A 23,224-nucleotide genomic window follows, 5' to 3' on the forward strand; every position below is an offset into this window, starting at 1 on the left:
GGGGATGAAGCAGTTGAGGTGTCGGCAGCGTGGCTTCACGCTGGTTGAAATAATGATTGTCGTGGTGATCATCGCTGTACTGTCGGCGATCGCTTACCCGAGCTACCAAAACCACGTTGTCAAGACGCGGCGTGCGGCAGCTTCGGCCTGTTTGCTGGAGTCGGCGCAGATGGCCGAGCGCTATTTCACGACCAACCTCACCTATGTGGGGGCGGCAGTGAGCCAGTGCGGTAATGGTTTGGATAATTTCTACACCATCGGTTTTGACGGCGATCCAGCCGCACGTTCTTACACGCTGCAGGCTGTTCCGAAAGGCTTGCAGGAGACCAAGGATGTCAAGTGTGGGACGCTCAAGGTGACGTCGCAGGGCGTAAAGAGTGTTACTGGCTCGGATAGTGGTGCGCCGACCAAGTGTTTTTGATCGGCCGAAGGGGAGTTGCGGTGCAGCTCCCCTTCGCTATGTTTCATGCAAAAAAAAACCTGCCGATGGCAGGTTTTTTTTTGGCGCCCGAAGTTGGACTCGAACCAACGACCCCCTGATTAACAGTCAAGTGCTCTAACCGGCTGAGCTATTCGGGCGGGGAGGCGCATTATAGGTAGATGAGCGGCGGTTCGCAACACCTTCCGTTCGAGTGCGCTGTCAGTGGCAGCTTGTACGCACTGGAGCGGCTTCGCTACGGACGCGTCCGCCATTGCTGACCACGATTTTGCTCAGCATGACGCCCGATGTGCAGATTCGAAAGCTTGTGTTCGCGCCGCTGCTGCGGCCATCGGGAAGATAGCGCAAGCGCGTCCGGCCTTTGTTGCTGTAAATGTGAACCCGGGTGTTGGCAGATAGTTGCGCCGTCATCAGGATTCGCGTTGAGGTTGTGGTTGTTGGGTTTAGCGCCGAATCCATTACCAGCCAGCCAAAGCTCCAGTTGTTGTCCGCGCGGCAGCTGTTGCCGTCCGAGGATGGGCAGAGTATGGCAATGCGGCGCTGGGTCACGGCGTGGTTGCGCGCGAAAGCGATATGGGTAATCAACAGGTTCGCGGAGCTGATGGCGCCTTGTCTTTCGCTCAGTTTTCGCATGTAGGGCAGGGCAATGGCGCCAAGAATCAGTCCGATTGCCATCACCATGGTGGCTTCCAGCAGCGTAAGGCCGCGCATGGCATGAGGGGTGGCTGTCCTGGGCTGGTTCATGTTCGGCCTGTGGCTGCGCGGATGGCGCAGGATGATCATCCTGTGGCAGTGCTTGCTTCGCCTTCGGCATGGGCTGCTCTGAGAGGTCAGGCTAGTGCGTGATCAGGGCTCCGTGACGGCGGGGCTATACTTGGCTGTCCGTATAGGCGCCATCGATATGTCAGACAGCTTCCAGCTCGTATCGCCGTATTCGCCCTCCGGCGACCAGCCGGCTGCCATCGAAAAGCTGGTGGCCAACTTTGAAGCGGGCATCGCCAAGCAGACCCTGCTGGGCGTTACCGGCTCCGGCAAGACCTACACCATCGCCAATGTGGTGCAGCAGGTGCAGCGGCCGACGCTGGTGATGGCGCCGAACAAGACCCTGGCCGCGCAGCTGTACGGCGAGTTCAAGGCGTTCTTCCCGAACAACGCGGTGGAGTACTTCGTCAGCTACTACGATTACTACCAGCCCGAAGCTTATGTGCCGTCCTCGGATACCTTCATCGAGAAGGACAGTTCGATCAACGAGCACATCGAGCAGATGCGGCTGGCGGCGACCAAGACCCTGCTGTCGCGGCCGGATGCCATCGTGGTGGCGACGGTGTCGGCGATCTACGGCCTGGGCGCGCCGGAAGACTATCTGTCGCTGCGGCTGATCCTGTCCAAGGGCGAGCGCATCGATCAGCGTGACCTGATCAAGCACCTGACCCAGCTGCAGTACACCCGCAACGAGTACGAGTTGCAGCGCGGTACCTTCCGCGTGCGCGGCGAGGTGATCGATGTGTTCCCGGCCGAGCTGGACAGCGAGGCGCTGCGCATCGAGTTGTTCGATGGCGATATCGAACAGCTCAGCATGTTCGACCCGCTCACCGGTGAAAGCCTGCGCAAGATGCAGCGCTACACCATTTACCCGAAGACCCATTACGCCACCACGCGCGAGCGGGTGCTGGCGGCGGTGGAGACCATCAAGGCCGAGTTGAAGGAGCGGCTGGAGCAGCTGTACGCGCAGAACAAGCTGGTCGAAGCGCAGCGCCTGGCGCAGCGCACCCAGTTCGATCTGGAAATGATGGCCGAGGTCGGCTACTGCAACGGCATCGAAAACTACTCGCGGCATCTCACTGGCAAGGCGCCGGGCGAGCCGCCGCCGACTCTGTTCGACTACCTGCCGCCGGATGCGCTGCTGGTCATCGATGAGTCGCACGTGACCATTCCGCAGATCGGCGCCATGTACAAGGGTGACCGTTCGCGCAAGGAAACGCTGGTCGAATTCGGCTTCCGTCTGCCATCCGCGCTGGATAACCGCCCGCTGCGTTTCGAAGAGTGGGAAGCGCGCTCACCGCGTGCCATCTATGTGTCGGCCACGCCCGGCCCGTATGAACTGCGCGAGTCGGGCAATGACATCACCGAGCTGGTGGTCCGCCCGACCGGCCTGATCGATCCGCAGGTGGAGATCCGCCCGGTCGGCACCCAGGTTGATGACCTGATGTCGCAGGCCAATGAGCGCATCAAGATGGGCGACCGGGTGCTGGTCACCACGCTGACCAAGCGCATGGCCGAAAACCTCACCGAATACCTTAGTGAGCACGGCATCCGCGTGCGCTATCTGCACTCGGACATCGACACGGTGGAGCGCGTGGAAATCATCCGCGATCTACGCCTGGGCAAGTTCGATGTGCTGGTCGGCATCAATCTGCTGCGCGAAGGTCTGGATATGCCGGAGGTGTCGCTGGTGGCAATCCTGGATGCGGACAAGGAGGGCTTCCTGCGCTCCACCGGTTCGCTGATCCAGACCATCGGCCGCGCTGCTCGTAACGTGCGCGGCAAAGCCATCCTGTATGCCGACAAGATGACCCGTTCGATGCAGGCGGCCATCGACGAAACCGACCGTCGCCGGCAGAAGCAGGTTGAATACAACGAGGCGCACGGCATCGTGCCGCAGTCAGTGGTGCGGCCCATCGTCGACATCCTCGAAGGTGCGCATGAGGAGAGCTCGCCCAAGTCCAGCGCCAAGGGCAAGGGGCGGCGCGTGGCTGAGCCCGAGAGCGATTACCTGCCGCTGGAGCCGGCCAAGCTGGCTGCGCGCCTCAAGGAGCTGGAGCAGCGGATGTACCAGCATGCGCGTGACCTGGAATTCGAGGACGCCGCGCGCGTGCGTGACCAGATCCATCGCCTGAAGGAGGCGAATCTGGGCTGAAGTCGGCCGGTGTGAAGTTTTTCCAGAAAACGGTTGTTCTTCGTGAAGAGCGGGGTTAAGATACGCGCCCTCGCAGCGAAGATTTGTTGCTGAGAAGGGCGGTTAGCTCAGCGGTAGAGCACTACCTTGACATGGTAGGGGTCACAGGTTCGAACCCTGTACCGCCCACCACTTCCTCGGGAAGTGGCCACCAAAGCCCGGCGCAGGCCGGGTTTTGTGTTTCCAGGTGATGTTGCGCGTTGCGGTGTGGGTGGGTTTGGCCCTCGCAGCGTGGATAGTTTCAAAACGGGCGGTTAGCTCAGCGGTAGAGCACTACCTTGACATGGTAGGGGTCACAGGTTCGAACCCTGTACCGCCCACCACTTCGGTTTCCTGCGGATCGAGGTGAAAAGTACAAAAGCCGGCACATGTGCCGGCTTTTTTTGTGCCCATTGATTTGTCATGTGTTGCTGTCGCGGAGGCTCATCGTGAACTCCCGTTGTGAAGGGAAGTGCTGGAGCATCATCGGTAAGGGCGTTCCGGTTGGGGCGCCTCATGGCTTGGCTGGCCGGTCGTTGAGTCAGCGGGCCTGACAAGTAGTGATGCCATTGGCGGAAGCGCAGCCAATACGGAAGCTGGGGCCGATTGGACCGGTGATCGGAATGCCCCTTCTTTGCGCCTCGATCAAGAAGTTCTGTAGATCGGTTGCGGGTGGGCCATTGAACTCGTATTCACGGTATCCACCCTTTGCGAAATCATCGTTGCTCCTCGGGATGGAGTTGTTGTGCGCGTCCTTGGCGCTGTTTGAGTCCTCTTCCCAGCGTTTGGTCTTGACGTTGTAGAAGATTTCCATCGAGCTTCCGTCGCCGAAGCCCAGTTCGACCGTCACCTGGGCGCCATCTGATTTCAGCCATGTGTACGGGTTGAGTACCCGCAGCACGCTGTTACCGCCGGCGATCAGGGCCGGCCACCGGTAGTCCATGTCGTCCAGCAGGTTGTTCATTTTTGCTGAGTTGTTGATTGCTTCCCAGGCGCTTTCGGGAAATTCTGCTTGGGCTGCAGGCGTAGCGCTGCGCGCGGAACTGCTGGCCTGGATGATCGCCAGATCGGCTATGTCTACGTGTACTCGTAATGAGTTGCCATTGGCTTGATATACCGCGATCAGATCGGCGAAGTAGTCGTCCAGGGCTGCTGGTGGTGTTGATTCGTGGAGTTCGAGGTTGCCGGTAATTACGTAAGTCTTGAGGTCGGCGGTGGAAAGGCTGAAGACTGCGACAGCGCCAAAGTCGATTTCGGATCTCGCGGCGGCTTGCATTTGTTGAGAGGAGCAGCTTTCACATTGTGCTGCGGGCCATTCTTGGGCATCGGCGCTTTGCAGGAAGCCTAGTGTGAGGAGCCCTGTCGCGAACAGTTTGTGATGCATGGCGATTTTCCCGTTAGATGATCCATATCAGTCGGACAAGGCAGAGGCTTGTCAGGGTAGTCATCCAGATGACGGCTCGTGGCTTGGAGGTCCGGGAAACAAATACGGCTGCCAGCGCGCAGATTGTTGCTGAGCCAGCTGCGGTGATTGCCAGGTTGCCGCGCGTTGTCGTGGTTGCGCCCAAGGCGCCGAGTGTGACGAGGGTTAGTGCCAGTAAGCTTCGGGTCGGATTGTGGGAGATGGGCCGCATTGCGGGGCGTTCCTTGCAATAAGTCGTCCTGGTTTATTGATGCTAATGAGTATCAATTACAATAACGTGACGACGGGCTGCTCGTTGAAAGGGCAGGTGAGGCGAAGTGTCGGAAGTCGTTTGGCGATCAGCGTTGTGGCTGTTCGTCATGTGATTGGCATTTATCGATAGGCCGCGGTTGCATGCTTGCGGCGATTTCAGGCAGTTTTGTCGTGATTGGTTTAATATCGTCCCAGTAACCTCTTCGGCAGCCAAGGTGGCCCGCGCAAAGCGTCGGCCGAGCGTGTGACATGAGCACTACCATCGCCCATTGCTGAACCCCGCCACCGCCCTGATGCCAGGCGCCGTCGTGGCGCTTTTTTATTGCCCTGATTCCCATGAACTCCCTTGAAACCGCGCCTGTTGGCGTTGTTTCCAGCCCGCCCGGCGGGCCGTGACCTTTGGTGACCCCATGATCAACATCACTCTCCCAGACGGCAGCGTCCGTCAGTTCGAAAACCCGGTCAGCGTCATGGACGTTGCCCAGTCCATCGGTGCGGGTCTGGCCAAGGCCACCATTGCCGGCGCCGTTGATGGCGTGCAGGTCGATGCCAGCGACGTGATCGACCACGACGCTTCGCTGCGCATCATCACCGCCAAGGACGAGGAGGGTGTGGAGATCATCCGCCACTCCTGCGCCCACCTGGTTGGCCACGCGGTGAAGCAGCTGTACCCGGAGGCCAAGATGGTGATCGGCCCGGTCATCGCCGAAGGTTTCTACTACGACATCTACAACGAGCGCCCGTTCACGCCGGAAGACCTGGCGGCGATCGAGAAGCGCATGGGCGAGCTGATCGCGCAGGACTATGACGTCGTCAAGAAGGTCACGCCGCGTGCGGAAGTGATTGAAATCTTCAAGGCGCGTGGCGAGGAGTACAAGCTGCGCCTGATCGAGGACATGTCCGACGACATCACCGCGATGGGTATGTACTACCACCAGGAATACGTGGACATGTGCCGTGGTCCGCACGTGCCGAACACGCGCTTTCTGAAGTCCTTCAAGCTGACGCGCATCTCTGGTGCGTATTGGCGCGGCGATGCCAAGAACGAGCAGCTGCAGCGCATCTACGGCACCGCATGGGCCGACAAGAAGCAGCTTGAGGCCTATATCAAGCGCATCGAAGAAGCTGAAATGCGCGACCACCGCCGCATCGGCAAGCAGCAGGATCTGTTCCACCTGCAGGAAGAAGCGCCGGGCCTGGTGTTCTGGCATCCGAAGGGCTGGTCGATCTGGCAGGTTGTCGAGCAGTACATGCGCAATGTCTACCGCGAAAGTGGTTACGGCGAAGTGCGCTGCCCGCAGATCCTGGACGTGAGTCTGTGGAAGAAGTCCGGTCACTGGGATAACTACCAGGACAACATGTTCTTCACCGAATCGGAGAAGCGCACCTATGCGCTGAAGCCGATGAACTGCCCGGGTCACGTGCAGTTGTTCAACCAGGGCCTGCACAGCTACCGCGACCTGCCGATCCGTTACGGCGAGTTCGGTGCCTGCCACCGCAACGAACCGTCCGGTGCGCTGCACGGCATCCTGCGTGTGCGCGGTTTCACCCAGGACGATGGCCACATCTTCTGCACCGAAAGCCAAGTCGAAGCCGAAGTGACGGCGTTCCACCAGCAGGCGCTGGCGGTGTACAAGGCATTCGGCTTCGAAGAGATCCAGATCAAGATCGCGCTGCGTCCGGAATCGCGTCTGGGCGACGACGAAACCTGGGACAAGGCTGAAGGCGCACTGCGCACCGCATTGTCCAGCTGCGGCGTCGAGTGGCAGGAGCTGCCGGGCGAAGGCGCGTTCTATGGCCCGAAGATCGAGTACCACCTGAAGGACGCCATCGGCCGTACCTGGCAGCTGGGCACCATGCAGGTCGACTTCATGATGCCGGGCCGCCTCGGAGCTGAATACGTCGATGAGAACAGCCAGAAGCGCCATCCGGTGATGCTGCACCGGGCAATCGTGGGCTCGATGGAGCGTTTTCTGGGCATTTTGATCGAGCAGCACGCCGGCTCGTTCCCGACCTGGCTGGCGCCGGTGCAGGTGATGGTGGCCAATATCACTGACGCCCAGGCCGATTACGTCAACGAAGTTCGCAAAAGCCTTGCAAATCAAGGCTTCCGGGTTGACGCCGATTTGCGCAACGAAAAGATCGGCTATAAGATTCGCGAGCATACGCTGCAGCGGGTGCCGTATCTGCTGGTCGTGGGTGACCGCGAGAAGGAGAACGGGGCGGTGGCGGTACGCACGCGAGCCGGTGAAGACCTTGGCTCGATGTCGGTTCAGGCCTTCGTCGAGCGGCTGCAGGCAGAATTGAAACACTGAAGTAAGTAGGGCCCCGGCCCCGGCGGACACTCCGCAGGGCCGGTACTAATCCACTTGGAGATTGCAATATCAGTATCCCTGACAACAAACAGAACCGTCGTAACCAGGAAATCCGCGTTCCGCGCGTGCGCGTGATCGGTAGTGATGGTGAAATGATCGGCGTGCTCACGCGCGACGAGGCGCTGTCGATGGCCGAAGACGAAGGTCTGGACCTGGTCGAGATTCAGCCGCAGGCTGATCCGCCGGTGTGCAAGATCATGGACTTCGGCAAGTTCAAGTTCGAAGCGCAGAAGAAGGCCAACGAGGCCAAGAAGAAGACCAAGCAGGTCGAGATCAAGGAAGTGAAGTTCCGTCCGGTTACGGATGAGGGCGACTACCAGATCAAGCTGCGCAAGATGCGCGGTTTCCTCGAAGAGGGCGACAAGATCAAGGTCAACATCCGCTTCCGTGGCCGCGAAATGAGCCATCAGGAACTGGGTCGCGAAATGGCCAACCGGATCGAAGCCGATCTGGGTGAGGACATCGTGATCGAGTCCCGTCCGCGCCTGGAAGGCCGGCAGATGGTCATGATGATCGCGCCGAAGAAGAAATAAGCCGCCGGCCTGCGGGCCGCTGCTTTGCTGAGCGGGGAGGGGCCTTGGCTACCTCCCTGTTTGCATGCCTGTTCAGCTGATTTGAGCGCCAGCCCACTTGCTGTTTGCAAGCGACTGACGCGCAAGGCATAATGGGCGGCCCGGTTCGCCGGGTTTGTTGTTTGCTTCACCCAGGACCTGCCTGCCTCCAGTGGGAGTGTGGGCTTTAAACAGACAAGGGCAGGGACGGAAAGTGTGGGTAAAACCACCGCCCAGTCAGTGAAAAGAGACCATCAAGGACATAGCAATGCCCAAGATCAAGACCAACCGGGCGGCGGCCAAGCGTTTCCGCAAGACCGCCTCCGGCAAGTACAAGTGCGGTCACGCCAACCGTAGCCACATCCTCACGAAGAAAGCGACCAAGCGGAAGCGTAACCTGCGTCAGACGAATCACGTCCGCGCAGAAGACGCAGGCCGTCTGGACCGTATGCTTCCCTACCTCTGAGGACTGAACCATGGCACGAGTAAAGCGTGGTGTGCAGGCGCGCCGCCGCCACAAGAAAGTATTGGATCTCGCAAAGGGCTATTACAACGCCCGTCGCAAGGTCTTCCGCGTTGCCAAGCAGGCAGTCATCAAGGCACAGCAGTACGCCTACATTGGCCGTAAGCAGAAGAAGCGCAATTTCCGTTCGCTGTGGATCACCCGCATCAATGCGGCTGCCCGCATCAACGGCCTGAGCTACAGCCGTTTCATGAACGGCCTGCTGAAGGCCGGTATCACCCTTGACCGTAAGGTTCTGGCTGATATCGCCGTGCACGACGCAGCCGGTTTTGCCGCTCTGGCAGAAAAGGCCAAGGGCGCACTGGCGGCATAAGTTCTTCCTGCAGCGGTTGTAGCGTTCACGCGCAACGGCTGTGGTGAGACAATGCATGGGGAAGGGCGCAAGTCCTTCCCCATTCTTTTTTGTGTTGGTTGCCGCTGCCGATGGTTGCGCGGCGATCAGGCACTGGTGGCGACGGGGGTCGGCCCGGCGCATACCGCGTAGGCATGCCGGCCAGAGGTTTCGTCGATCCCATGAGTGACATCCAATCCTTGACCGCGCAGGCGCTGGCCGATGTGGCCGCGGCGCAGAGCCCTGACGTACTGGAAAGCCTGCGTGTTTCCCTGTTGGGCAAGAGTGGCAGCATCACCGCCCAGCTCAAGCAGCTCGGTGGCTTGCCGGCCGACGAGCGCAAGGCAGCAGGCGAGGCGATCAATATCGCGCGCGATGCGGTGTCCTCGGCCCTGGGTGAGCGCAAGGCGCTGCTGGAAAACGCTGCGCTGGACGCGCGTCTGGCTGCTGAAAACATCGATGTCACCCTGCCGGGCCGCCATGGCGAACGCGGTGGCCTGCATCCGGTCACGCGCACCCTGGAGCGCATCACCGAAATCTTCGGTCGCCTCGGTTACGAGCTGTCCGAAGGCCCGGAAATCGAAGACGACTGGCACAATTTCGAAGCACTGAATTTCCCGCCGCATCACCCGGCGCGTGCCATGCACGACACCTTCTACTTCGGCGACGGCCGCCTGCTGCGCACGCATACCTCCGGTGTGCAGGTGCGCTACATGGGCGACCACAAGCCGCCGCTGCGCATGATCGCCGCCGGCAAGGTGTACCGCAGTGACAGTGACCAGACCCACTCGCCGATGTTCCATCAGGTTGAAGGCCTGCTGGTGGACGAACACTCCAACTTCGCCGACCTCAAGGGCACCTTGTCCGAGTTCGTGCGCGCCTTCTTCGAGCGCGATTTTGAAATGCGTTTCCGCCCGAGCTACTTCCCGTTCGTGGAGCCGGGTGCGGAAGTGGACATCGCCTGGCAGCAGCCCGATGGCAGCACCCGCTGGCTGGAAGTGCTGGGCTGCGGCATGGTCCACCCGAACGTGCTGAAGTCGGTTGGTATCGACCCGGAGCGCTACACCGGCTTCGCCTTCGGCCTGGGTGTGGAGCGTTTCGCGATGCTGCGCTACGGCGTCAACGACCTGCGTGCCTTCTTCGAAAACGACGTCCGCTTCCTCAAGCAGTTCGCCTAACCGCAACTGTAGTGCCGGGCCATGCTCGGCAGCTTTTAAACGTTGACCAACCCCAGGCGCAAAGCGCCGGGTATCAACAAAAAACCGCAACGGGAGGCGCGCCTCCCATCAAGGTAAAGACATGAAATTCTCTGAAAGCTGGCTGCGCAGCCACGTACCGACCAGCGCATCGCGCGACGAACTCAGCGCTGTGCTGACCGCGATCGGCCTGGAAGTCGAAGAAGTCACCGCACTGGGCGCAGGCCTGGACAACGTGGTGGTGGCGCGCATCGTTGAAGCGACCCGCCATCCGGAAGCCGACCGTCTGCAGATCTGCAGCGTCGACGCCGGTCAGGCTGAGCTGCTGCAGATCGTGTGCGGCGCGCCGAACGCGCGTCCGGGCCTGGTTGCACCGCTGGCCATGATCGGCGCACAGATCGGCGAGCTGAAGATCAAGCCGGCCAAGCTGCGCGGCGTGGAATCCAACGGCATGCTGTGCTCGGCCAAGGAGCTTGGCCTGGACAACGACGCCTCCGGCCTGCTGGAACTGCCGGACAACGCACCGGTCGGTACCACGCTGGTCGAATACCTCGGCCTGCCGGACGCCAGCATCGAGATCAAGCTGACCCCGAACCGCGCTGATTGCTTCAGCGTGCGTGGCATCGCTTTCGACGTGGCAGCCGCCACCCGCAGCGAAGTGAAACCGTTCGCCGCCGAAGCCGTGCCGGCGCAGGCGACGCGCGAGCTCGCCATCCAGCTCGACGCCGGTGCAGAAGCGCCGCGTTACCTGGGCCGCGTGATCGAAGGTGTCAATGCCGCCGCAAGCACCCCGCTGTGGATGGCCGAGCGCCTGCGCCGCAGTGGCGTGCGTCCGGTGTCGCTACTGGTCGACATCACCCAGTACGTGATGCTGGAACTTGGCCAGCCGATGCACGCCTACGACCTGGATGCGCTGAAGGGGCAGATTGCCGTGCGCCGCTCGCGCGCCGGTGAAACCCTCAAGCTGCTCGACGGCCGCGATGCCGCGCTGGACGACAGCTTCCTGGTGGTCACCGATGCCGACCGTCCGGTTGGCCTTGCCGGCCTGATGGGTGGGTTCGACACCCGCGTCACCGATGCCACCCGCAATGTGTTCCTGGAGGCGGCGCACTTCGCCCCGGCCGCGATCATGGGCCGTGGCCGCAAGCTCGGCCTGCACACCGACGCCGGCCACCGCTTCGAGCGCGGTGTCGACCCGCAGCTGCCGCGTATCGCCATCGAATACGCCACCCAGTTGGTGCTGGACCTGGCCGGCGGCACGCCGGCGCCGGTTACCGAAGCCGTGCGCGAAGCCGATCTGCCGGTCGCCGCGAAGATCCAGCTGCGCCGCGCCCGTATCGTGCGCGTGCTCGGCATCCAGATTGAAGACGCCGAAGTCGAGCGCATCCTGCGTGCGCTTGGCATGCAGGTCGAGGCTGTCGCCGATGGCTGGAACGTGACCGGCCCGAGCCGTCGCTTCGACATCGCCATCGAAGAAGACCTGATCGAAGAACTGGCCCGTATCCACGGCTACGAGTCGATCCCGACCACCTTGCCGGGCGGCGCTGCACGCATCGCCATGCCCAGCGAAACCCGTCTGGATGACCTCAGCGTGCGCCGCCAGCTGGTGGCCCGCGAAATGCTGGAAACCATCAATTTCGCCTTCGTCGATGCCGAACTGCTGAAGCAGTGGCAGCAGAATGAAGGCCTGGTCGCGCTGGCCAATCCGCTGTCGGCCGAGCTGGCGGTGATGCGCCCGCTGCTGCTGCCGGGGCTGGTCGCCACATTGGGCCGCAACGTGGCCCGCCAGGCTGGCCGCGTGCGCCTGTTCGAGATCGGTCGCGTGTTTGAAGCGCAGGCCGGCGAGGGCAAGCCCGTGCCCAAGGAAACCGTGCGTATCGCTGCGGCTGTGTGCGGCGATGCCGCCGCCCTGCAGTGGGGCGAGAAGGCGCGCAAGGTCGATTTCCATGACCTGAAGGGCGACCTGGAGTCGCTGGCTGCCGCTTCCGGCGCCGTGCTGGAATTCCGCGCCTCGCAGCGCCCGTATGCGCACCCGGCACGTTCGGCCGATATCTGGCGCGACGGCCAGTGCATCGGCTGGATCGGCCAGCTGCATCCGCGCCTGGCCAAGGCCATGGAGGTGGACGTGGAGGTCTACGGCTTCGAGCTGGACCTGGCGCCGCTGGCCGCGCGCGCACTGCCGCGCTCCAGCGAACTGTCGCGTTTCCCGGTGGTACGCCGTGACCTGGCGGTGGTGGTAGCTGAATCGGTCAGCTGGGCCGAACTGTCGGCCACCATCCGGGGTGCAGCTGGCGAGCTGCTGCGCGAAGTCGCACTGTTCGACCGTTATATCGGCCAGGGTGTCGAGCCAGGCTTCAAGAGTTTGGCTATGGGCTTGATTTTGCAGGACAAGTCGCGCACATTGACGGACCGTGACGTGGAAGCCGTAGTCACCGATGTGGTGGCGGCGATTGATCACGGGCACGGCGCAAAGATCCGTGGCTGAGGCGGGATACAGGGAGCAGGCATGGCATTGACCAAGGCGGAGATGGCAGATCGTTTGTTCGACGAAGTTGGTCTGAACAAGCGCGAGGCCAAGGAGTTTGTCGACGCGTTTTTCGATGTGTTGCGCGATGCATTGGAGCAGGGACGTCAAGTGAAGCTGTCGGGCTTCGGCAATTTCGATCTGCGGCGCAAGAACCAGCGCCCGGGTCGCAACCCAAAGACCGGCGAGGAAATTCCGATTTCCGCCCGTACGGTAGTCACCTTCCGTCCGGGCCAGAAGCTCAAGGAGCGGGTGGAGGCATATGCTGGATCCGGGCAGTAACCGCGAACTTCCGCCGATTCCGGCCAAGCGCTACTTCACCATTGGTGAAGTCAGCGAGCTGTGCGATGTAAAGCCGCACGTGCTGCGCTACTGGGAAACCGAGTTCCCCAGCCTTGAGCCGGCCAAGCGCCGTGGCAACCGCCGCTACTATCAGCGCCACGATGTGCTGATGGTCCGGCAGATCCGCGGCCTGCTGTACGAACAGGGCTACACCATTGGTGGCGCCCGCCTGCGACTGGAAGGCGAGGGCGCCCGCGAAGAGTCGGCGCTGAGCAACCAGATCATCAAGCAGGTGCGCATGGAGCTGGAAGAAGTACTGCAACTGCTCCGACGCTGAGTTTTTTTGTGTGAAAGCCGGTATAATCACCGGCTCGCCGCAAGGCGAAAGCAGTAACGATCGGGGCGTAGCGCAGCCTGGTAGCGCATCTGCCTGGGGGGCAGAGGGTCGTCGGTTCAAATCCGGCCGTCCCGACCAACTACTGCAACACGAACAAGGGCTTGCGCTTCATTGCGCAGGCCCTTTTTCGTTGTGGTCAGCACGTGTGCGCTATCGCGGCGTTGCAATGGCGGTGAACAGAGCATGCATAAGGCCTCATGGTCCCTCGCTGCATTACAGCCGCCAATGAGCGCCAGAACCTGCAACTGGCGCCCAAGACAGTGCCGTCATTCTTCCAGGATGGCGTTGATGAGCTGCTTGTTGCGCTTGAACTCCTTCACTGCGGCGCGCATGGCGGCTTCGAGCGTCAGGACGCTTACCAGCTCACCTTCGATGTCGATTTCTTCGATATCCGCGTCGGATTCGGCGCGCTGCAGATTGATCCGGATTTCCCGTGCGCGCTTGCTGATCAGCAACGCCCGAATGTCTTCCAGCAGTTGAGTGTCCATATTGCCCTCCATGCGGGCTGTTTGTTTGGAAACAACAGCCTACCGCAAAGGAGGTTGGCCCTTGCCGGGCTTGCATGGAATGCGCGCGTGTTCGCTGGACGCATGCCGCCGAGCGGCCTTCCCCAAGTTGGGTGAAGAGCAAGGCTCTCGTAGGAGCAGCGTAAGCCGCGAAGCTCGTAGTGAGTCAGATTGCAGGGATGACCGACGTTTCATTACTGCCAGCTTCGCGGCTTACGCCGCTCCTACAACGCTTGGAGCGTGAGCAGTCGTAGTGCCGAGCCATGCTCGGCAGAGGCCTTCCCGACAGTCCATCAGGTTTTGTGGGAGCGGCGTGAGCCGCGAAGCTCGTAGCCGGCCAGATTGCAGGGATGACCGACGTTTCATTACTGCCAGCTTCGCGGCTTACGCCGCGCCTACAACGCTTGGAGCGTGAGCAATCGTAGTGCCGAGCCATGCTCGGCAGAGGCATTCCCGATAGTCCATCAGGTTTTGTGGAAGCGGCGTAATCCGCGAGGCACGTAGCCGGCCAGATTGCAGGGATGACCGACGTTTCATTACTGCCAGCTTCGCGGCTTACGCCGCTCCTACAGACGGGTATTGGGCTGGCGCATTCTCAGCATCACCGACGCAAAAACAGCCACAGCCCATTCCTATCCTCAGGGCTTGCCCAGGTAGCCTTCCAGGACTTGCCTGGCAAGCGTCAGGTTGGTGGCGATGCTGGGGCCGAGCAGCGCTCGTGTGGCGGGGCCATTGGTGAGGCTCAAGCCGCGAATGTCGAGAGACTGCCTAATGCGTTTACCGACGAATCTCTCCAACACCGCAGATGCAGGCAGTGAGGCGCGGATAGCGCGCATCTCGGTGATCGCGTCTCGCCAGGCTTTCTCATCCGGAGTGGCGGAAGCGAAGACGGCGATGAGCCTATCCAGGGTGGTCATCATGTCGTGAAGCAGCTCGTCTTGTGGCATATCTCTCTCCTGATTCGAAGCGCGAACCTTGCTGGCTGGCAGATCGGCGCGCAAAATCCAGTGATGTCGTGGTGGTGGAGCTGCCGCTGGCTGTGTTGCTGCCGCATGCAGGCTGTTGGTGAGTGGCAATTTGGGAGCGAAACACCCATGGCCGCCTCCCGGTGATTGGGGCCTGCGTGTGCAACACTTCCCCGCAATGCTTCCAATGCACTCGATCTGATGCCTTGGTCGTGTGCCGCGAGGGCACTACAATCCTTGGCTAGTCTGCGCCTGAAAACAGTGACGGGCCATGGCCCTGGAGTCCACCCATGAAATTCCTTGCTCATTGTATTGCGGTCCTGCCCTTGGTTGTTGTGCTGGCAGCCTGTGCTCCGAAGAATGACGCGAAGACCGAGGCCGGCCCACGACGCGTTGGCATTGCCAATCCCGCCTCCGAGCACTGTGTGAAGAAGGGCGGCAAGCTTGAGATCAAAAAGAACAGCGAGGGCGGTGAATACGGCATCTGCCATCTTGCTGACGGCACGCAGATCGACGAGTGGGAACTGTTCCGTCGTGATAATGCGGCCAGCTCCAACTAGAACCCGATGGGTCGCCTGGGCTGGATGAACCAGCTGGCGTCTGGGCCTATCGTTTTCCGTGTAGATGGACCACGACCAATCCAGGCGCGTGGTTCATTGCGTTGCAGAAAGCGGCTTCAGCGGTCCCACTCAGTCGACTGTTGATGTCGAGAACCAACTTCGGGTACGCGTCGTCAGTCAGCTGCTGCACCTGATGATCGAAACAGGGAGGGCTCTAGCTCTGCTCGGTCACGCGCAGTTTCGACACATCGAAACCCTGCAGTTCTGCTTTTTTGCTGAGTTCTTTAAGCAGACCCTCGGAAATCTTTTTGTCCCGGCTCAAGATCCACAGATATTCCTTGTTGGGCGTGCCCACAACCGCCCATCGGTAGCCTGGATCAAGTGCGATGACCCAGTAGTCGGCCCATACGAAAGGCAGGAACGACAGGAATGAGGGCGCAAAGCGCACCTTGAGTTCGGCCGGGCCATTGCCTGAAGGCTTGGCGATGCCTTCTGCCTGCAACGTGTCGCCGTCGGTTTTTTCGCAGCGGTTGATGACCTCGATCCTGCCCTCGGGAAGCAGGCGATAGTTGGCCGTTGTATTGCGCGCGCAGTTGCGCTGGAAGTACATCGGGAAGTTCGCCTGCTCATACCAGGTGCCGGCATAGCGTTGCAGGTCGATGTTGTCGACGGACTTCACTTCGGCGCCGTGGGCGGATGATGCCGCAATTAGGAGTGCCGCAAGGGCGATGGTTTTATTGATCATTTCGAGTCCATGTCATTGGTCGCAAGGCAGGATGCGCCAACTGCTGCTGGCGGCGCGTGACGGATGAGCAGTCAGGGGAGGGGAGCCCCATGCGAGGCAACAGCCGCCCGATGCCAGTTGCCCGTGCGATGGAGGCAGGTTTGAGTGAGATGGATAGTGGCGGCTGCCGACGATTTTGATCGACAAGGTCGGGTTTTGTCAGCGCGGCAATCATGCAGTACCATGCGCGCAACTCGTACTGCCGCGGCTGCTGAACCCGGTACTTACGAGAGATGATCATGGACATGGATAGAACCCGTGGCTGGAGACGCTTCCAGTCGCGTAATCACGCGGGCGACCGCATTGCGCAACCACTGAAGTTCAAACCCGAAAAAAACTGGAAGCTGTTGTACACCCGTAGTGCGAAATGTACGCGGGCCAGACAGTTGGGCTTTGAGTATCCGGTGCGGACTGTGCGGCAATTGCTTTTGGATGAGCCATGACACGCCTGTTGTTCGTTTGCAGTCGCAATCAGCTACGCAGCCCGACTGCCGAAGTGATGTGGAGCAAACGAACCGGGTTTGAAGCCCGCTCCGCAGGCACCAGTCCACATGCGCGCAGAACCATCAGCCCGGCGGATATCCGCTGGGCTGATGTCGTCTTGGTAATGGAAGCCAAGCATCGTGACCGCCTGCGGGCGACGTTCGCACGCCTGCTTGAGTACAAGCCTGTTCACTGCCTGGATATTCCTGACGACTACCGCTTCATGGAATCTGCGTTGGTGGTGCTGCTTGATGTGCGCGTAACTGCATGCTTGGCCTCGGAGTGCGGGCGCTAGCTGGCCGCGCTACGCTTTTTCCTAGGTTTGAAGCATCGCTCTTCGAGCACGGTGTAGTACCGAGCCATGCTCGGCATGAATTGCTTGGGAAATGCTTCTGCCGAGCATGGCTCGGCACTACAGTGGTTTGTTGTTTGGGCCGGCGATGGTCTGGCGTACTTTTTCTGGCAGAACGATGTTCTAACGCATGGACGCAGGGAAATGGCTAATGTCGCCAGCCAGGTCGCCTCAAGGAAGACATCATGTCGGTCGTGCACAGCTTGCGTGGTTGGTGTCTGCTGGCGTGTCTGCTTGCTGGAGGGGTACCGGCCCAAGCCTTGGTTGAAGCCGGTGCCGATGCGGAGGCGGCGCCAATCCGCGATCTTGAGGCCGTCGTCGTCCACGGTGCACAGCCCGGGCCGGGTTTGTGGCGGGTGAGCAAGGACGGGCATGTGCTGTGGATCCTGGGCACGGTGTCGCCGTTGCCCAACCAGATCGAATGGCGGGCCGATGAGGTCAGTTCGGTGATCGCGCGCTCGGGCCAGGTGTTGCTGCCGCCGGGCGTGATGTTCGATGCGGACCTTGGGTTCTTCGGCAAGGTGGCATTGCTGCCATCGGTTTGGAAAGTCATGCGCAACGAGGACGGCGCAGAGTTGAGCGATGTGCTTGCACCTGCAGTTTATGCGCGCTGGCTTGCTGTCAAACAACGCTATCTACCGCGCGACGGTGGCATTGAACGCAAGCGTCCGATGTTTGCGGCCGTTGAGTTGCAGTCGGCGGCGACCAAATCGATAGGACTGGGCCAGAAGCCGGTTGTCTGGCCGGTGGTGGATGCGGCGGCAAAGGCGGCAGGTATCACCCCGACCCGCACGACGTTGAAAATAATGATTGACGATCCCAAGGCGGCCGTCCGCGAATTCCGTGAAGGCGGCATGGACGATGCGGCGTGTCTTGAGCGGACCGTGGCTTTGGTCGAGTACGATCTGCCAACCTTGGTGGAGCGGGCAAATGCGTGGGCGGTGGGTGATATCGAGGCATTGCGGCGCTCACCGTATGAAGATGCCGGCAGCGCCTGCATGCAGGCGGTGACCGAATCCGGCTTTGTGCGCAACCGTGGCTACGGTGATCTGAGGGCGCGCGTGCGGCAGCATTGGCTGTCGATTGCGGAAGCCGCGTTGCAGCGCAATGAAGAAACGTTTGCGATGCTGCCGGTGGATCGACTGCTGGAAGCCGATGGCTATCTGGCGCAGCTGCAGGCGCGTGGTTACGAGGTTGAGTCGCCGTAGGCGGCAGGGCCTGCGCTGCTGTGGGAGCGGCGTAAGCCGCGAAGCTGAGATAGCTCGAGCAATCGGTTTTTCTATTACCAGATAGTGTTTTTGCTTCGCGGCTTACGCCGCTCCCACAAAGAAAAATCCGATGCCACAGGTGTGGCATCGGATCAGGGGTGACTCAAGGTGATGAGTGAAGAGCTTTCGCCTGCTCAGCTCGCTGCGCTCAATGGCGCTGCGCTGTCCTGCAGCTTCGGCCAACGCTTGAGGATCGCCGCGCGGATGCCGGCTGCATCGATACCGGCCTCTGCCAGCAGGTCTTCGCGGCTGGCATGGTGCTGGTAGCTGTCTGGCAGGCCGAGGTGCAGCATCGGCATCACCACCGCTTCGGCGTTGAGCAGTTCGGAGACGCCCGAACCGGCGCCGCCCGCGACCACGTTGTCTTCAACGGTGACGAAGCCGTCATGCGTGCGTGCCAGTTCCAGCAGCATCGCCTTGTCCAGCGGCTTGATGAAACGCATGTTGACCACGCTCAGGCCCAGTTCGCGGCCAACCTGTTCGGCTGCCGGCAGGGCCGCGCCGAAGGCGAGGATGGCGATGCGGCTACCTTGTACGCGCAGCTGCGCCTTGCCGATCTCCAGCGTGGACAGGTCGGTCCCTACGGCAGCGCCGGGGCCGGTACCGCGCGGGTAGCGCACTGCGGCCGGGCCCTTGTACTGCAGGCCGGTGCTGAGCATCTGCCGGCACTCGGCTTCATCGCCGGGAGCCATGACCACCATGTTCGGCACGCAGCGCAGGTAGCTCAGATCGAGGTTGCCGGCGTGGGTGGCGCCGTCCGGGCCGACAACGCCGGCGCGGTCGATGGCAAACAGCACGTCCAGATCCTGGGTGGCAACGTCATGCACCAGCTGGTCGTAGGCGCGCTGCAGGAAGGTGGAATAGATGGCGACCACGGGCTTGGCGCCCTGCGTGGCCATACCGGCAGCCAGCGTCACCGCATGCTGTTCGGCGATGGCGACGTCGAAGTAACGCTCCGGGTATTCCTTGCTGAAACGCACCAGGCCTGAGCCTTCGCGCATGGCGGGGGTGATCGCCAGCAGCTGCGGATCGGCTGCGGCGGCATCACAGAGCCAGTCGCCGAAGATGTCGGTATAGGTCGGCTTCTTGGGTGCGCCCTTTTCCGGCAAGCCTTTGCTGGGGTCGAACGGGCCGACGGCGTGGTAGCCGATCTGGTCGTCCTCGGCCGGCTCGTAGCCTTTGCCCTTGGTGGTCATGATGTGCAGCAGGTGCGGGCCCTTGGCATCTTTCAGGTGCTTGAGGGTGGAAACCAGCAGCGGCAGATCATGGCCGTCGATCGGGCCGGTGTAATGGAAGCCCATCTGCTCGAAGGCGGTGGACGGCACGAACATGCCCTTCCACTGTTCTTCCCAGCGCTTCACGAAGCGGGCAGGGGGGCTGTGGCGCTTGTCGCCGAGGATCTTCTTGCCGCTCTCGCGCAGGGCGTTGAGGGTGCGGCTGGCGGTCGCGCGGCCCAGCATCTTGGTCAGTCCACCGACGGCTTCGGAGATGGACATGTTGTTGTCGTTGAGGATGACCAGCACGTTCGGCTCGTCGTCCATGCCGCCGGCGTGGGCCAGCGCTTCAAACGCCATGCCTGCGGTCATCGCACCATCGCCGATCACTGCGATCACCTTGCGGTCATCGCCCTGGTTCTGGCGCGCGATGGCCATGCCCAGCGCAGCGGAGATCGAGGTCGAGGAGTGGCCGACGCCAAACGTATCGAACTGGCTTTCCTCGCGCTTCGGGAACGGCGCCACGCCGTCCTTCTGCTTGACGGTGTGGATGCTGTCGCGGCGGCCAGTGAGGATCTTGTGCGGGTAGGTCTGGTGGCCCACGTCCCACACCAGCTGATCGACCGGCGTGTCATACAGGTAGTGCAACGCGACCGTAAGCTCGATCACGCCCAGGCCGGCAGCGAAGTGACCGCCGCTCTTGCCCACCGATTCGATCAGGTAGGCGCGCAACTCGCCGGCGATGGCCCCCAGTTCGCTCTCGTCGAACATACGCAGGTCATCGGGGGTTTTGATGCGCGACAGGCGCGGGTAGCTGGCAGAGTCGATCATGGTCTTCGCGTTTCACTCGAACCGGTATTTTCCCCGTCCGGAGAGGGTGGGGCAAGCAAAGCACACCTTCGATGAGTGCCGGATGAGGTGGTTTGGCGCCAAGCTGAAGGCCCTGTTCAGTCTGGATGGCGTTTGCGCGTGAATACGCAGCGGTTGTGGGCTGGGCTCAAAGCCCACGCAGCAGGGCTTTGCGCGGCAGCTGCGACTTCAGGAAAGCCATCTGGTCGGCCAGGATGTTGCGGTTGGACAGGATCAGGTGTTCGATCCAGCTGGGCCGGTATGGCACCGCCAGCAACGGCATGTTGGCCTGTTGCGGGGTGCGGTTGCTCTTGCGCGAGTTGCAGTGGAAGCAGGCGCTGACCACGTTCTCCCAGGTGTCCTTGCCGCCCTTGGAGACCGGCAGGACATGATCGCGGGTCAGCTGTGGACGGCTGAAGTGCTGGCCGCAGTACAGGCACAACTGCGCGTCGCGGGCGAACAGCGCCGTGTTGGTCAGATTGGGCGTGGGATCGATCGCGCGCGAACGGGCATGGCCGCGTGAGGCGATGATCGGGTGCAGGTCCATGCCGCTGCGCAGGCCGGTCAGCCGCGAGATTGCGCCGTGTACGTGCAGGCAGGGGTCGCCCATGGTCCAGGCGACGGCATCGCGTGCATACAGGCAGGCAGCGTCCTGCCAGTTGATCCAGTCCAGTACGCGGCCATGCGCATCCAGCGACAGCAGTCGCACGGAGCCAAGGCGGTGCAGGGGAAGTGACGGCGAAAACCCGGCTGTCGGAGCGGAAAGTTCGGCTCCGGTATCGATCAGACTACGCGGTGTAGTGTCTGTCTCCATCGGGTTAACAGCTTATACACGATGCGTGACACTTTGTGTAAAGGCGGGCGAGGCCGGTGGTTTTGTGGGAGCGGCGTGAGCCGCGAAGCTGATGGTGTTTCAGTCGCCTGAGGCTTACCCCTCCCCAACCCTCCCCTCCGCCTTCGGCGCAAGGGAGGGGGCGAAGCAGAAGCTGCCCTCACCCCAACCCCTCTCCCGCATGCGGGAGAGGGGCTTTCAGATTGCAGGTTTGTTTGATGGCTCCCTTCTCCCGCTTGCGGGAGGAGGGCTTTCAGATTGCAGGCTTGTTTGATAGCTCCCTTCTCCCGCTTGCGGGACTGCAGCCCCTTCTTGGGAGAAGGGGCCCGAAGGGGCGGATGAGGGGAGCTTTGCGCTGCTTTTGCTGCCGGATCAATCGCCGAAGCGGACCGACTCCATCGCCATCAGCGAGTCGGCACCGGCGGCGATGCCGGCGGCGTGGCTCAGGGTGCGCGGCAGGATGCGGGCGTAATAGAAACGCGCGGTCTCCAGCTTGGCCTGCTTGAACGCTTCCGGGTGGCTGGATGCCTGTGCCGCAACCACCGAACGCGCCCACCAGTAGGCGACGGCGACATAGCCGCTGTAGAACAGGTAATCCCAGCTGGCTGCGCCCAGTTCTTCCGGGTTGGCAGCGGCGCGCTGTAGCACGTCGATGGTCAGCTTGCCCCATTCCTTGGCCTTGCCGCCCAGCGCCGGCAGGAACTCGGCCACGGCCGGGTTGCTGGCGTTGGCGGCGATGAACTGCTCGATCTCGGCCAGGAACAGCTTCAAGCCGGCGCCTTGCGAGGCTGCGGTCTTGCGGCCGATCAGGTCCAGCGCCTGGATGCCGGTGGTGCCTTCGTACAGCGTGGTGATGCGCGCGTCGCGTGCGTACTGCTCCATGCCGTGCTCGGCGATGTAGCCGTGGCCGCCGAATACCTGCTGGCCGTTGTAGGTGGCTTCAATGCTCCACTCGGTCAGGCAGGCCTTGACGATCGGGGTGAGGAAACTGACCAGGGTGTCGGCGTCGGCGCGTGCCTGTGCATCGGCGCTGCGGTTGGCGGCGTCCAGCTGGGTGTAGGCATGCGCGGCGAGCAGGCGGCCACCTTCGGTCAAGGCCTTGGTGGTGAGCAGCATGCGGCGCACATCGGGCTGGGCGATGATGGGGTCGGCCGGCTTGTCTGGCTGCACGGCGCCCTTGGGCGCGCGCGACTGCAGGCGCTCGCGGGCATACGCCAAAGCACCTTGATAGGCGCGCTCGGACTGGGCCAAGCCCTGCACGCCAACGCCGAGGCGGGCGGAGTTCATCATCACGAACATCGCCTGCAGGCCCTTGTGCGGCTGGCCGACGAGGTAGCCCTGGGCACCGTCGAAGTTCATCACGCAGGTGGACGAACCGTGGATGCCCATCTTGTGTTCCAGCGCACCGCAATGCAGTTCGTTGCGTTCGCCCTGCTTGCCGTCGCGGTCAACCTTGTACTTGGGGGTGACGAACAGCGAGATGCCCTTCGGGCCGGCCGGTGCGTCGGGCAGTTTGGCCAGTACCAGATGCACGATGTTGTCGCTGAGGTCGTGCTCGCCGGCGGTGATGAAGATCTTGGTGCCGGTGATCGAATAGCTGCCGTCGGCATTGGGCTCGGCGCGGGTCTTGAGCAGGCCCAGATCGGTGCCGGCATGCGGCTCGGTCAGGCACATGGTGCCGGTCCAGTTGCCGGCAACCAGCGGCTTGAGGAAGGCTTCCTTCTGCCAGTCTTCACCGTAGTGCTTGAGCGCTTCAACCGCGCCGTGCGACAGCATCGGGAACAGGCTCCAGGCCAGGTTGGCCGAGGACACCATTTCGCTCAAGGCCATGCCCATGGTTTCCGGCATGCCCTGGCCGCCGAAATCCGGTGACGCGGTCAGGCCGGTCCAGCCGCCTTCCACGAACTGCGCATAGGCTTCCTTGAAGCCCGGTGCGGTGGTCACTTCATTGGTGGCCTTGTCCAGCTTGCAGCCGGTCTGGTCGCCCACCGCGTTGAGCGGGGCCAGCACGCTGCCGCTGAAACGGCCGGCTTCTTCCAGCACTGCGTCGATGAGATCGGCGCTGGCGTCTTCGAAACCCATGGCTGCAAACAGGGACTCGGCCTTGAGTACATCGTGCAGGGCGAAGCGGAGATCGGTAACGGGGGCTTTGTAGTTGCTCATCAGACGGTTCTCGAACGATG

General features: G+C 61.9%; 22 protein-coding genes and 4 tRNA genes. 16 read left to right on the plus strand and 10 right to left on the minus strand.

Annotation, left to right across the window (positions count from 1 at the left end):
* The first annotated feature begins 4 nt into the window (after positions 1–4).
* Entirely contained in the window at positions 5–421 is a 417-nt protein-coding gene (locus tag ABE493_RS04970; protein WP_346497869.1) for a type IV pilin protein, read from the plus strand.
* An 81-nt stretch (positions 422–502) separates the two neighbouring features.
* Here ABE493_RS04970 and ABE493_RS04975 read toward each other — a convergent pair.
* Positions 503–579: transfer RNA gene (locus ABE493_RS04975), tRNA-Asn, on the minus strand.
* A gap of 61 nt (positions 580–640) precedes the next feature.
* Positions 641–1,222 (minus strand): GspH/FimT family pseudopilin, encoded by a 582-nt coding sequence (locus ABE493_RS04980; protein ID WP_346497870.1) that lies wholly within the window; start codon positions 1,220–1,222, stop codon positions 641–643.
* 118 nt (positions 1,223–1,340) lie between these two features.
* Between ABE493_RS04980 and uvrB the strand changes: the two genes are divergently transcribed.
* The 3 genes from uvrB (at position 1,341) to ABE493_RS04995 (ending at position 3,718) form a co-directional block, all read left to right on the plus strand.
* Complete coding sequence (gene uvrB, locus ABE493_RS04985; RefSeq protein ID WP_346497909.1) at positions 1,341–3,356, plus strand: excinuclease ABC subunit UvrB; 2,016 nt, start codon at positions 1,341–1,343, stop codon at positions 3,354–3,356.
* Between the two features lie 96 nt (positions 3,357–3,452).
* A tRNA-Val gene (locus tag ABE493_RS04990) sits at positions 3,453–3,527 on the plus strand.
* 116 nt (positions 3,528–3,643) lie between these two features.
* Positions 3,644–3,718: transfer RNA gene (locus ABE493_RS04995), tRNA-Val, on the plus strand.
* A 197-nt stretch (positions 3,719–3,915) separates the two neighbouring features.
* Here ABE493_RS04995 and ABE493_RS05000 read toward each other — a convergent pair.
* Positions 3,916–4,758: a hypothetical protein gene (locus ABE493_RS05000; RefSeq protein WP_346497871.1), complete on the minus strand. Its 843-nt coding sequence runs from the start codon at positions 4,756–4,758 to the stop codon at positions 3,916–3,918.
* Positions 4,759–5,459: 701 nt separating this feature from the next.
* Here ABE493_RS05000 and thrS point away from each other — a divergent pair.
* The 9 genes from thrS to ABE493_RS05045 all read left to right on the plus strand — a co-directional run bounded on the left by thrS (position 5,460) and on the right by ABE493_RS05045 (position 13,306).
* A complete protein-coding gene (gene thrS / locus ABE493_RS05005) occupies positions 5,460–7,364 on the plus strand; it encodes a threonine--tRNA ligase (RefSeq protein ID WP_346497872.1) in 1,905 nt (634 codons plus the stop codon).
* Between the two features lie 68 nt (positions 7,365–7,432).
* Complete coding sequence (infC, locus tag ABE493_RS05010; protein WP_057629344.1) at positions 7,433–7,957, plus strand: translation initiation factor IF-3; 525 nt, start codon at positions 7,433–7,435, stop codon at positions 7,955–7,957.
* A 286-nt stretch (positions 7,958–8,243) separates the two neighbouring features.
* Positions 8,244–8,441 carry a 50S ribosomal protein L35 gene (gene rpmI / locus ABE493_RS05015; RefSeq protein ID WP_002811096.1) on the plus strand — a complete coding sequence of 66 codons (198 nt, stop codon included), beginning with the start codon at positions 8,244–8,246 and terminating at the stop codon, positions 8,439–8,441.
* A 10-nt stretch (positions 8,442–8,451) separates the two neighbouring features.
* Complete coding sequence (gene rplT, locus ABE493_RS05020) at positions 8,452–8,811, plus strand: 50S ribosomal protein L20 (RefSeq protein WP_054657697.1); 360 nt, start codon at positions 8,452–8,454, stop codon at positions 8,809–8,811.
* A gap of 200 nt (positions 8,812–9,011) precedes the next feature.
* Entirely contained in the window at positions 9,012–10,007 is a 996-nt protein-coding gene (gene pheS / locus ABE493_RS05025; RefSeq protein ID WP_346497873.1) for a phenylalanine--tRNA ligase subunit alpha, read from the plus strand.
* A 121-nt stretch (positions 10,008–10,128) separates the two neighbouring features.
* Positions 10,129–12,510, plus strand: a complete 2,382-nt coding sequence (pheT, locus tag ABE493_RS05030; protein WP_346497874.1) for a phenylalanine--tRNA ligase subunit beta — start codon at positions 10,129–10,131, stop codon at positions 12,508–12,510.
* Between the two features lie 21 nt (positions 12,511–12,531).
* Positions 12,532–12,831, plus strand: coding sequence for an integration host factor subunit alpha (locus ABE493_RS05035; protein ID WP_054657702.1), 300 nt, complete (start codon positions 12,532–12,534; stop codon positions 12,829–12,831).
* On the plus strand, positions 12,812–13,168 hold the full coding sequence (locus ABE493_RS05040) for a MerR family transcriptional regulator (RefSeq protein ID WP_057629341.1): 357 nt from the start codon (positions 12,812–12,814) through the stop codon (positions 13,166–13,168). Before ABE493_RS05035 ends, ABE493_RS05040 begins: the two co-directional genes overlap by 20 nt.
* 61 nt (positions 13,169–13,229) lie before the next feature.
* A tRNA-Pro gene (locus ABE493_RS05045) sits at positions 13,230–13,306 on the plus strand.
* Positions 13,307–13,494: 188 nt separating this feature from the next.
* Here the strand turns inward: ABE493_RS05045 and ABE493_RS05050 are convergent.
* Positions 13,495–13,716 carry a hypothetical protein gene (locus tag ABE493_RS05050; RefSeq protein ID WP_346497875.1) on the minus strand — a complete coding sequence of 74 codons (222 nt, stop codon included), beginning with the start codon at positions 13,714–13,716 and terminating at the stop codon, positions 13,495–13,497.
* Positions 13,717–14,372: 656 nt separating this feature from the next.
* Positions 14,373–14,681, minus strand: coding sequence for a hypothetical protein (locus tag ABE493_RS05055; protein ID WP_346497876.1), 309 nt, complete (start codon positions 14,679–14,681; stop codon positions 14,373–14,375).
* 308 nt (positions 14,682–14,989) lie between these two features.
* On the opposite strand from ABE493_RS05055, the gene ABE493_RS05060 reads away from it, so the two are divergent.
* Positions 14,990–15,259: a putative hemolysin gene (locus tag ABE493_RS05060; RefSeq protein WP_346497877.1), complete on the plus strand. Its 270-nt coding sequence runs from the start codon at positions 14,990–14,992 to the stop codon at positions 15,257–15,259.
* A gap of 214 nt (positions 15,260–15,473) precedes the next feature.
* On the opposite strand, the gene ABE493_RS05065 is transcribed toward ABE493_RS05060, so the two are convergent.
* Positions 15,474–16,004, minus strand: a complete 531-nt coding sequence (locus ABE493_RS05065) for a lipocalin family protein (protein WP_346497878.1) — start codon at positions 16,002–16,004, stop codon at positions 15,474–15,476.
* The gene (locus ABE493_RS05070; RefSeq protein WP_346497879.1) at positions 15,994–16,290 is read right to left on the minus strand and encodes a hypothetical protein; all 297 of its coding nucleotides are present in this window, start codon (positions 16,288–16,290) and stop codon (positions 15,994–15,996) included. The genes ABE493_RS05065 and ABE493_RS05070 overlap by 11 nt, the downstream gene beginning before the upstream one ends.
* A gap of 192 nt (positions 16,291–16,482) precedes the next feature.
* Between ABE493_RS05070 and ABE493_RS05075 the strand changes: the two genes are divergently transcribed.
* Together ABE493_RS05075 and ABE493_RS05080 are read left to right on the plus strand one after the other, a co-directional pair.
* Complete coding sequence (locus ABE493_RS05075; protein ID WP_346497880.1) at positions 16,483–16,821, plus strand: low molecular weight protein tyrosine phosphatase family protein; 339 nt, start codon at positions 16,483–16,485, stop codon at positions 16,819–16,821.
* 242 nt (positions 16,822–17,063) lie between these two features.
* Positions 17,064–18,086 (plus strand): TraB/GumN family protein, encoded by a 1,023-nt coding sequence (locus ABE493_RS05080; protein WP_346497881.1) that lies wholly within the window; start codon positions 17,064–17,066, stop codon positions 18,084–18,086.
* Between the two features lie 194 nt (positions 18,087–18,280).
* Here ABE493_RS05080 and dxs read toward each other — a convergent pair whose 3' ends face one another.
* The 3 genes from dxs to ABE493_RS05095 form a co-directional block, all read right to left on the minus strand.
* On the minus strand, positions 18,281–20,191 hold the full coding sequence (gene dxs, locus ABE493_RS05085; RefSeq protein ID WP_346497882.1) for a 1-deoxy-D-xylulose-5-phosphate synthase: 1,911 nt from the start codon (positions 20,189–20,191) through the stop codon (positions 18,281–18,283).
* Positions 20,192–20,357: 166 nt separating this feature from the next.
* Complete coding sequence (locus ABE493_RS05090) at positions 20,358–21,023, minus strand: HNH endonuclease (protein WP_346497883.1); 666 nt, start codon at positions 21,021–21,023, stop codon at positions 20,358–20,360.
* Between the two features lie 390 nt (positions 21,024–21,413).
* Positions 21,414–23,204 carry an acyl-CoA dehydrogenase C-terminal domain-containing protein gene (locus ABE493_RS05095; protein ID WP_346497884.1) on the minus strand — a complete coding sequence of 597 codons (1,791 nt, stop codon included), beginning with the start codon at positions 23,202–23,204 and terminating at the stop codon, positions 21,414–21,416.
* Positions 23,205–23,224: the final 20 nt, after the last annotated feature.

Origin of the sequence: Stenotrophomonas terrae (assembly GCF_039674165.1) — a bacterium.
GTDB lineage: Bacteria > Pseudomonadota > Gammaproteobacteria > Xanthomonadales > Xanthomonadaceae > Stenotrophomonas > Stenotrophomonas terrae_A.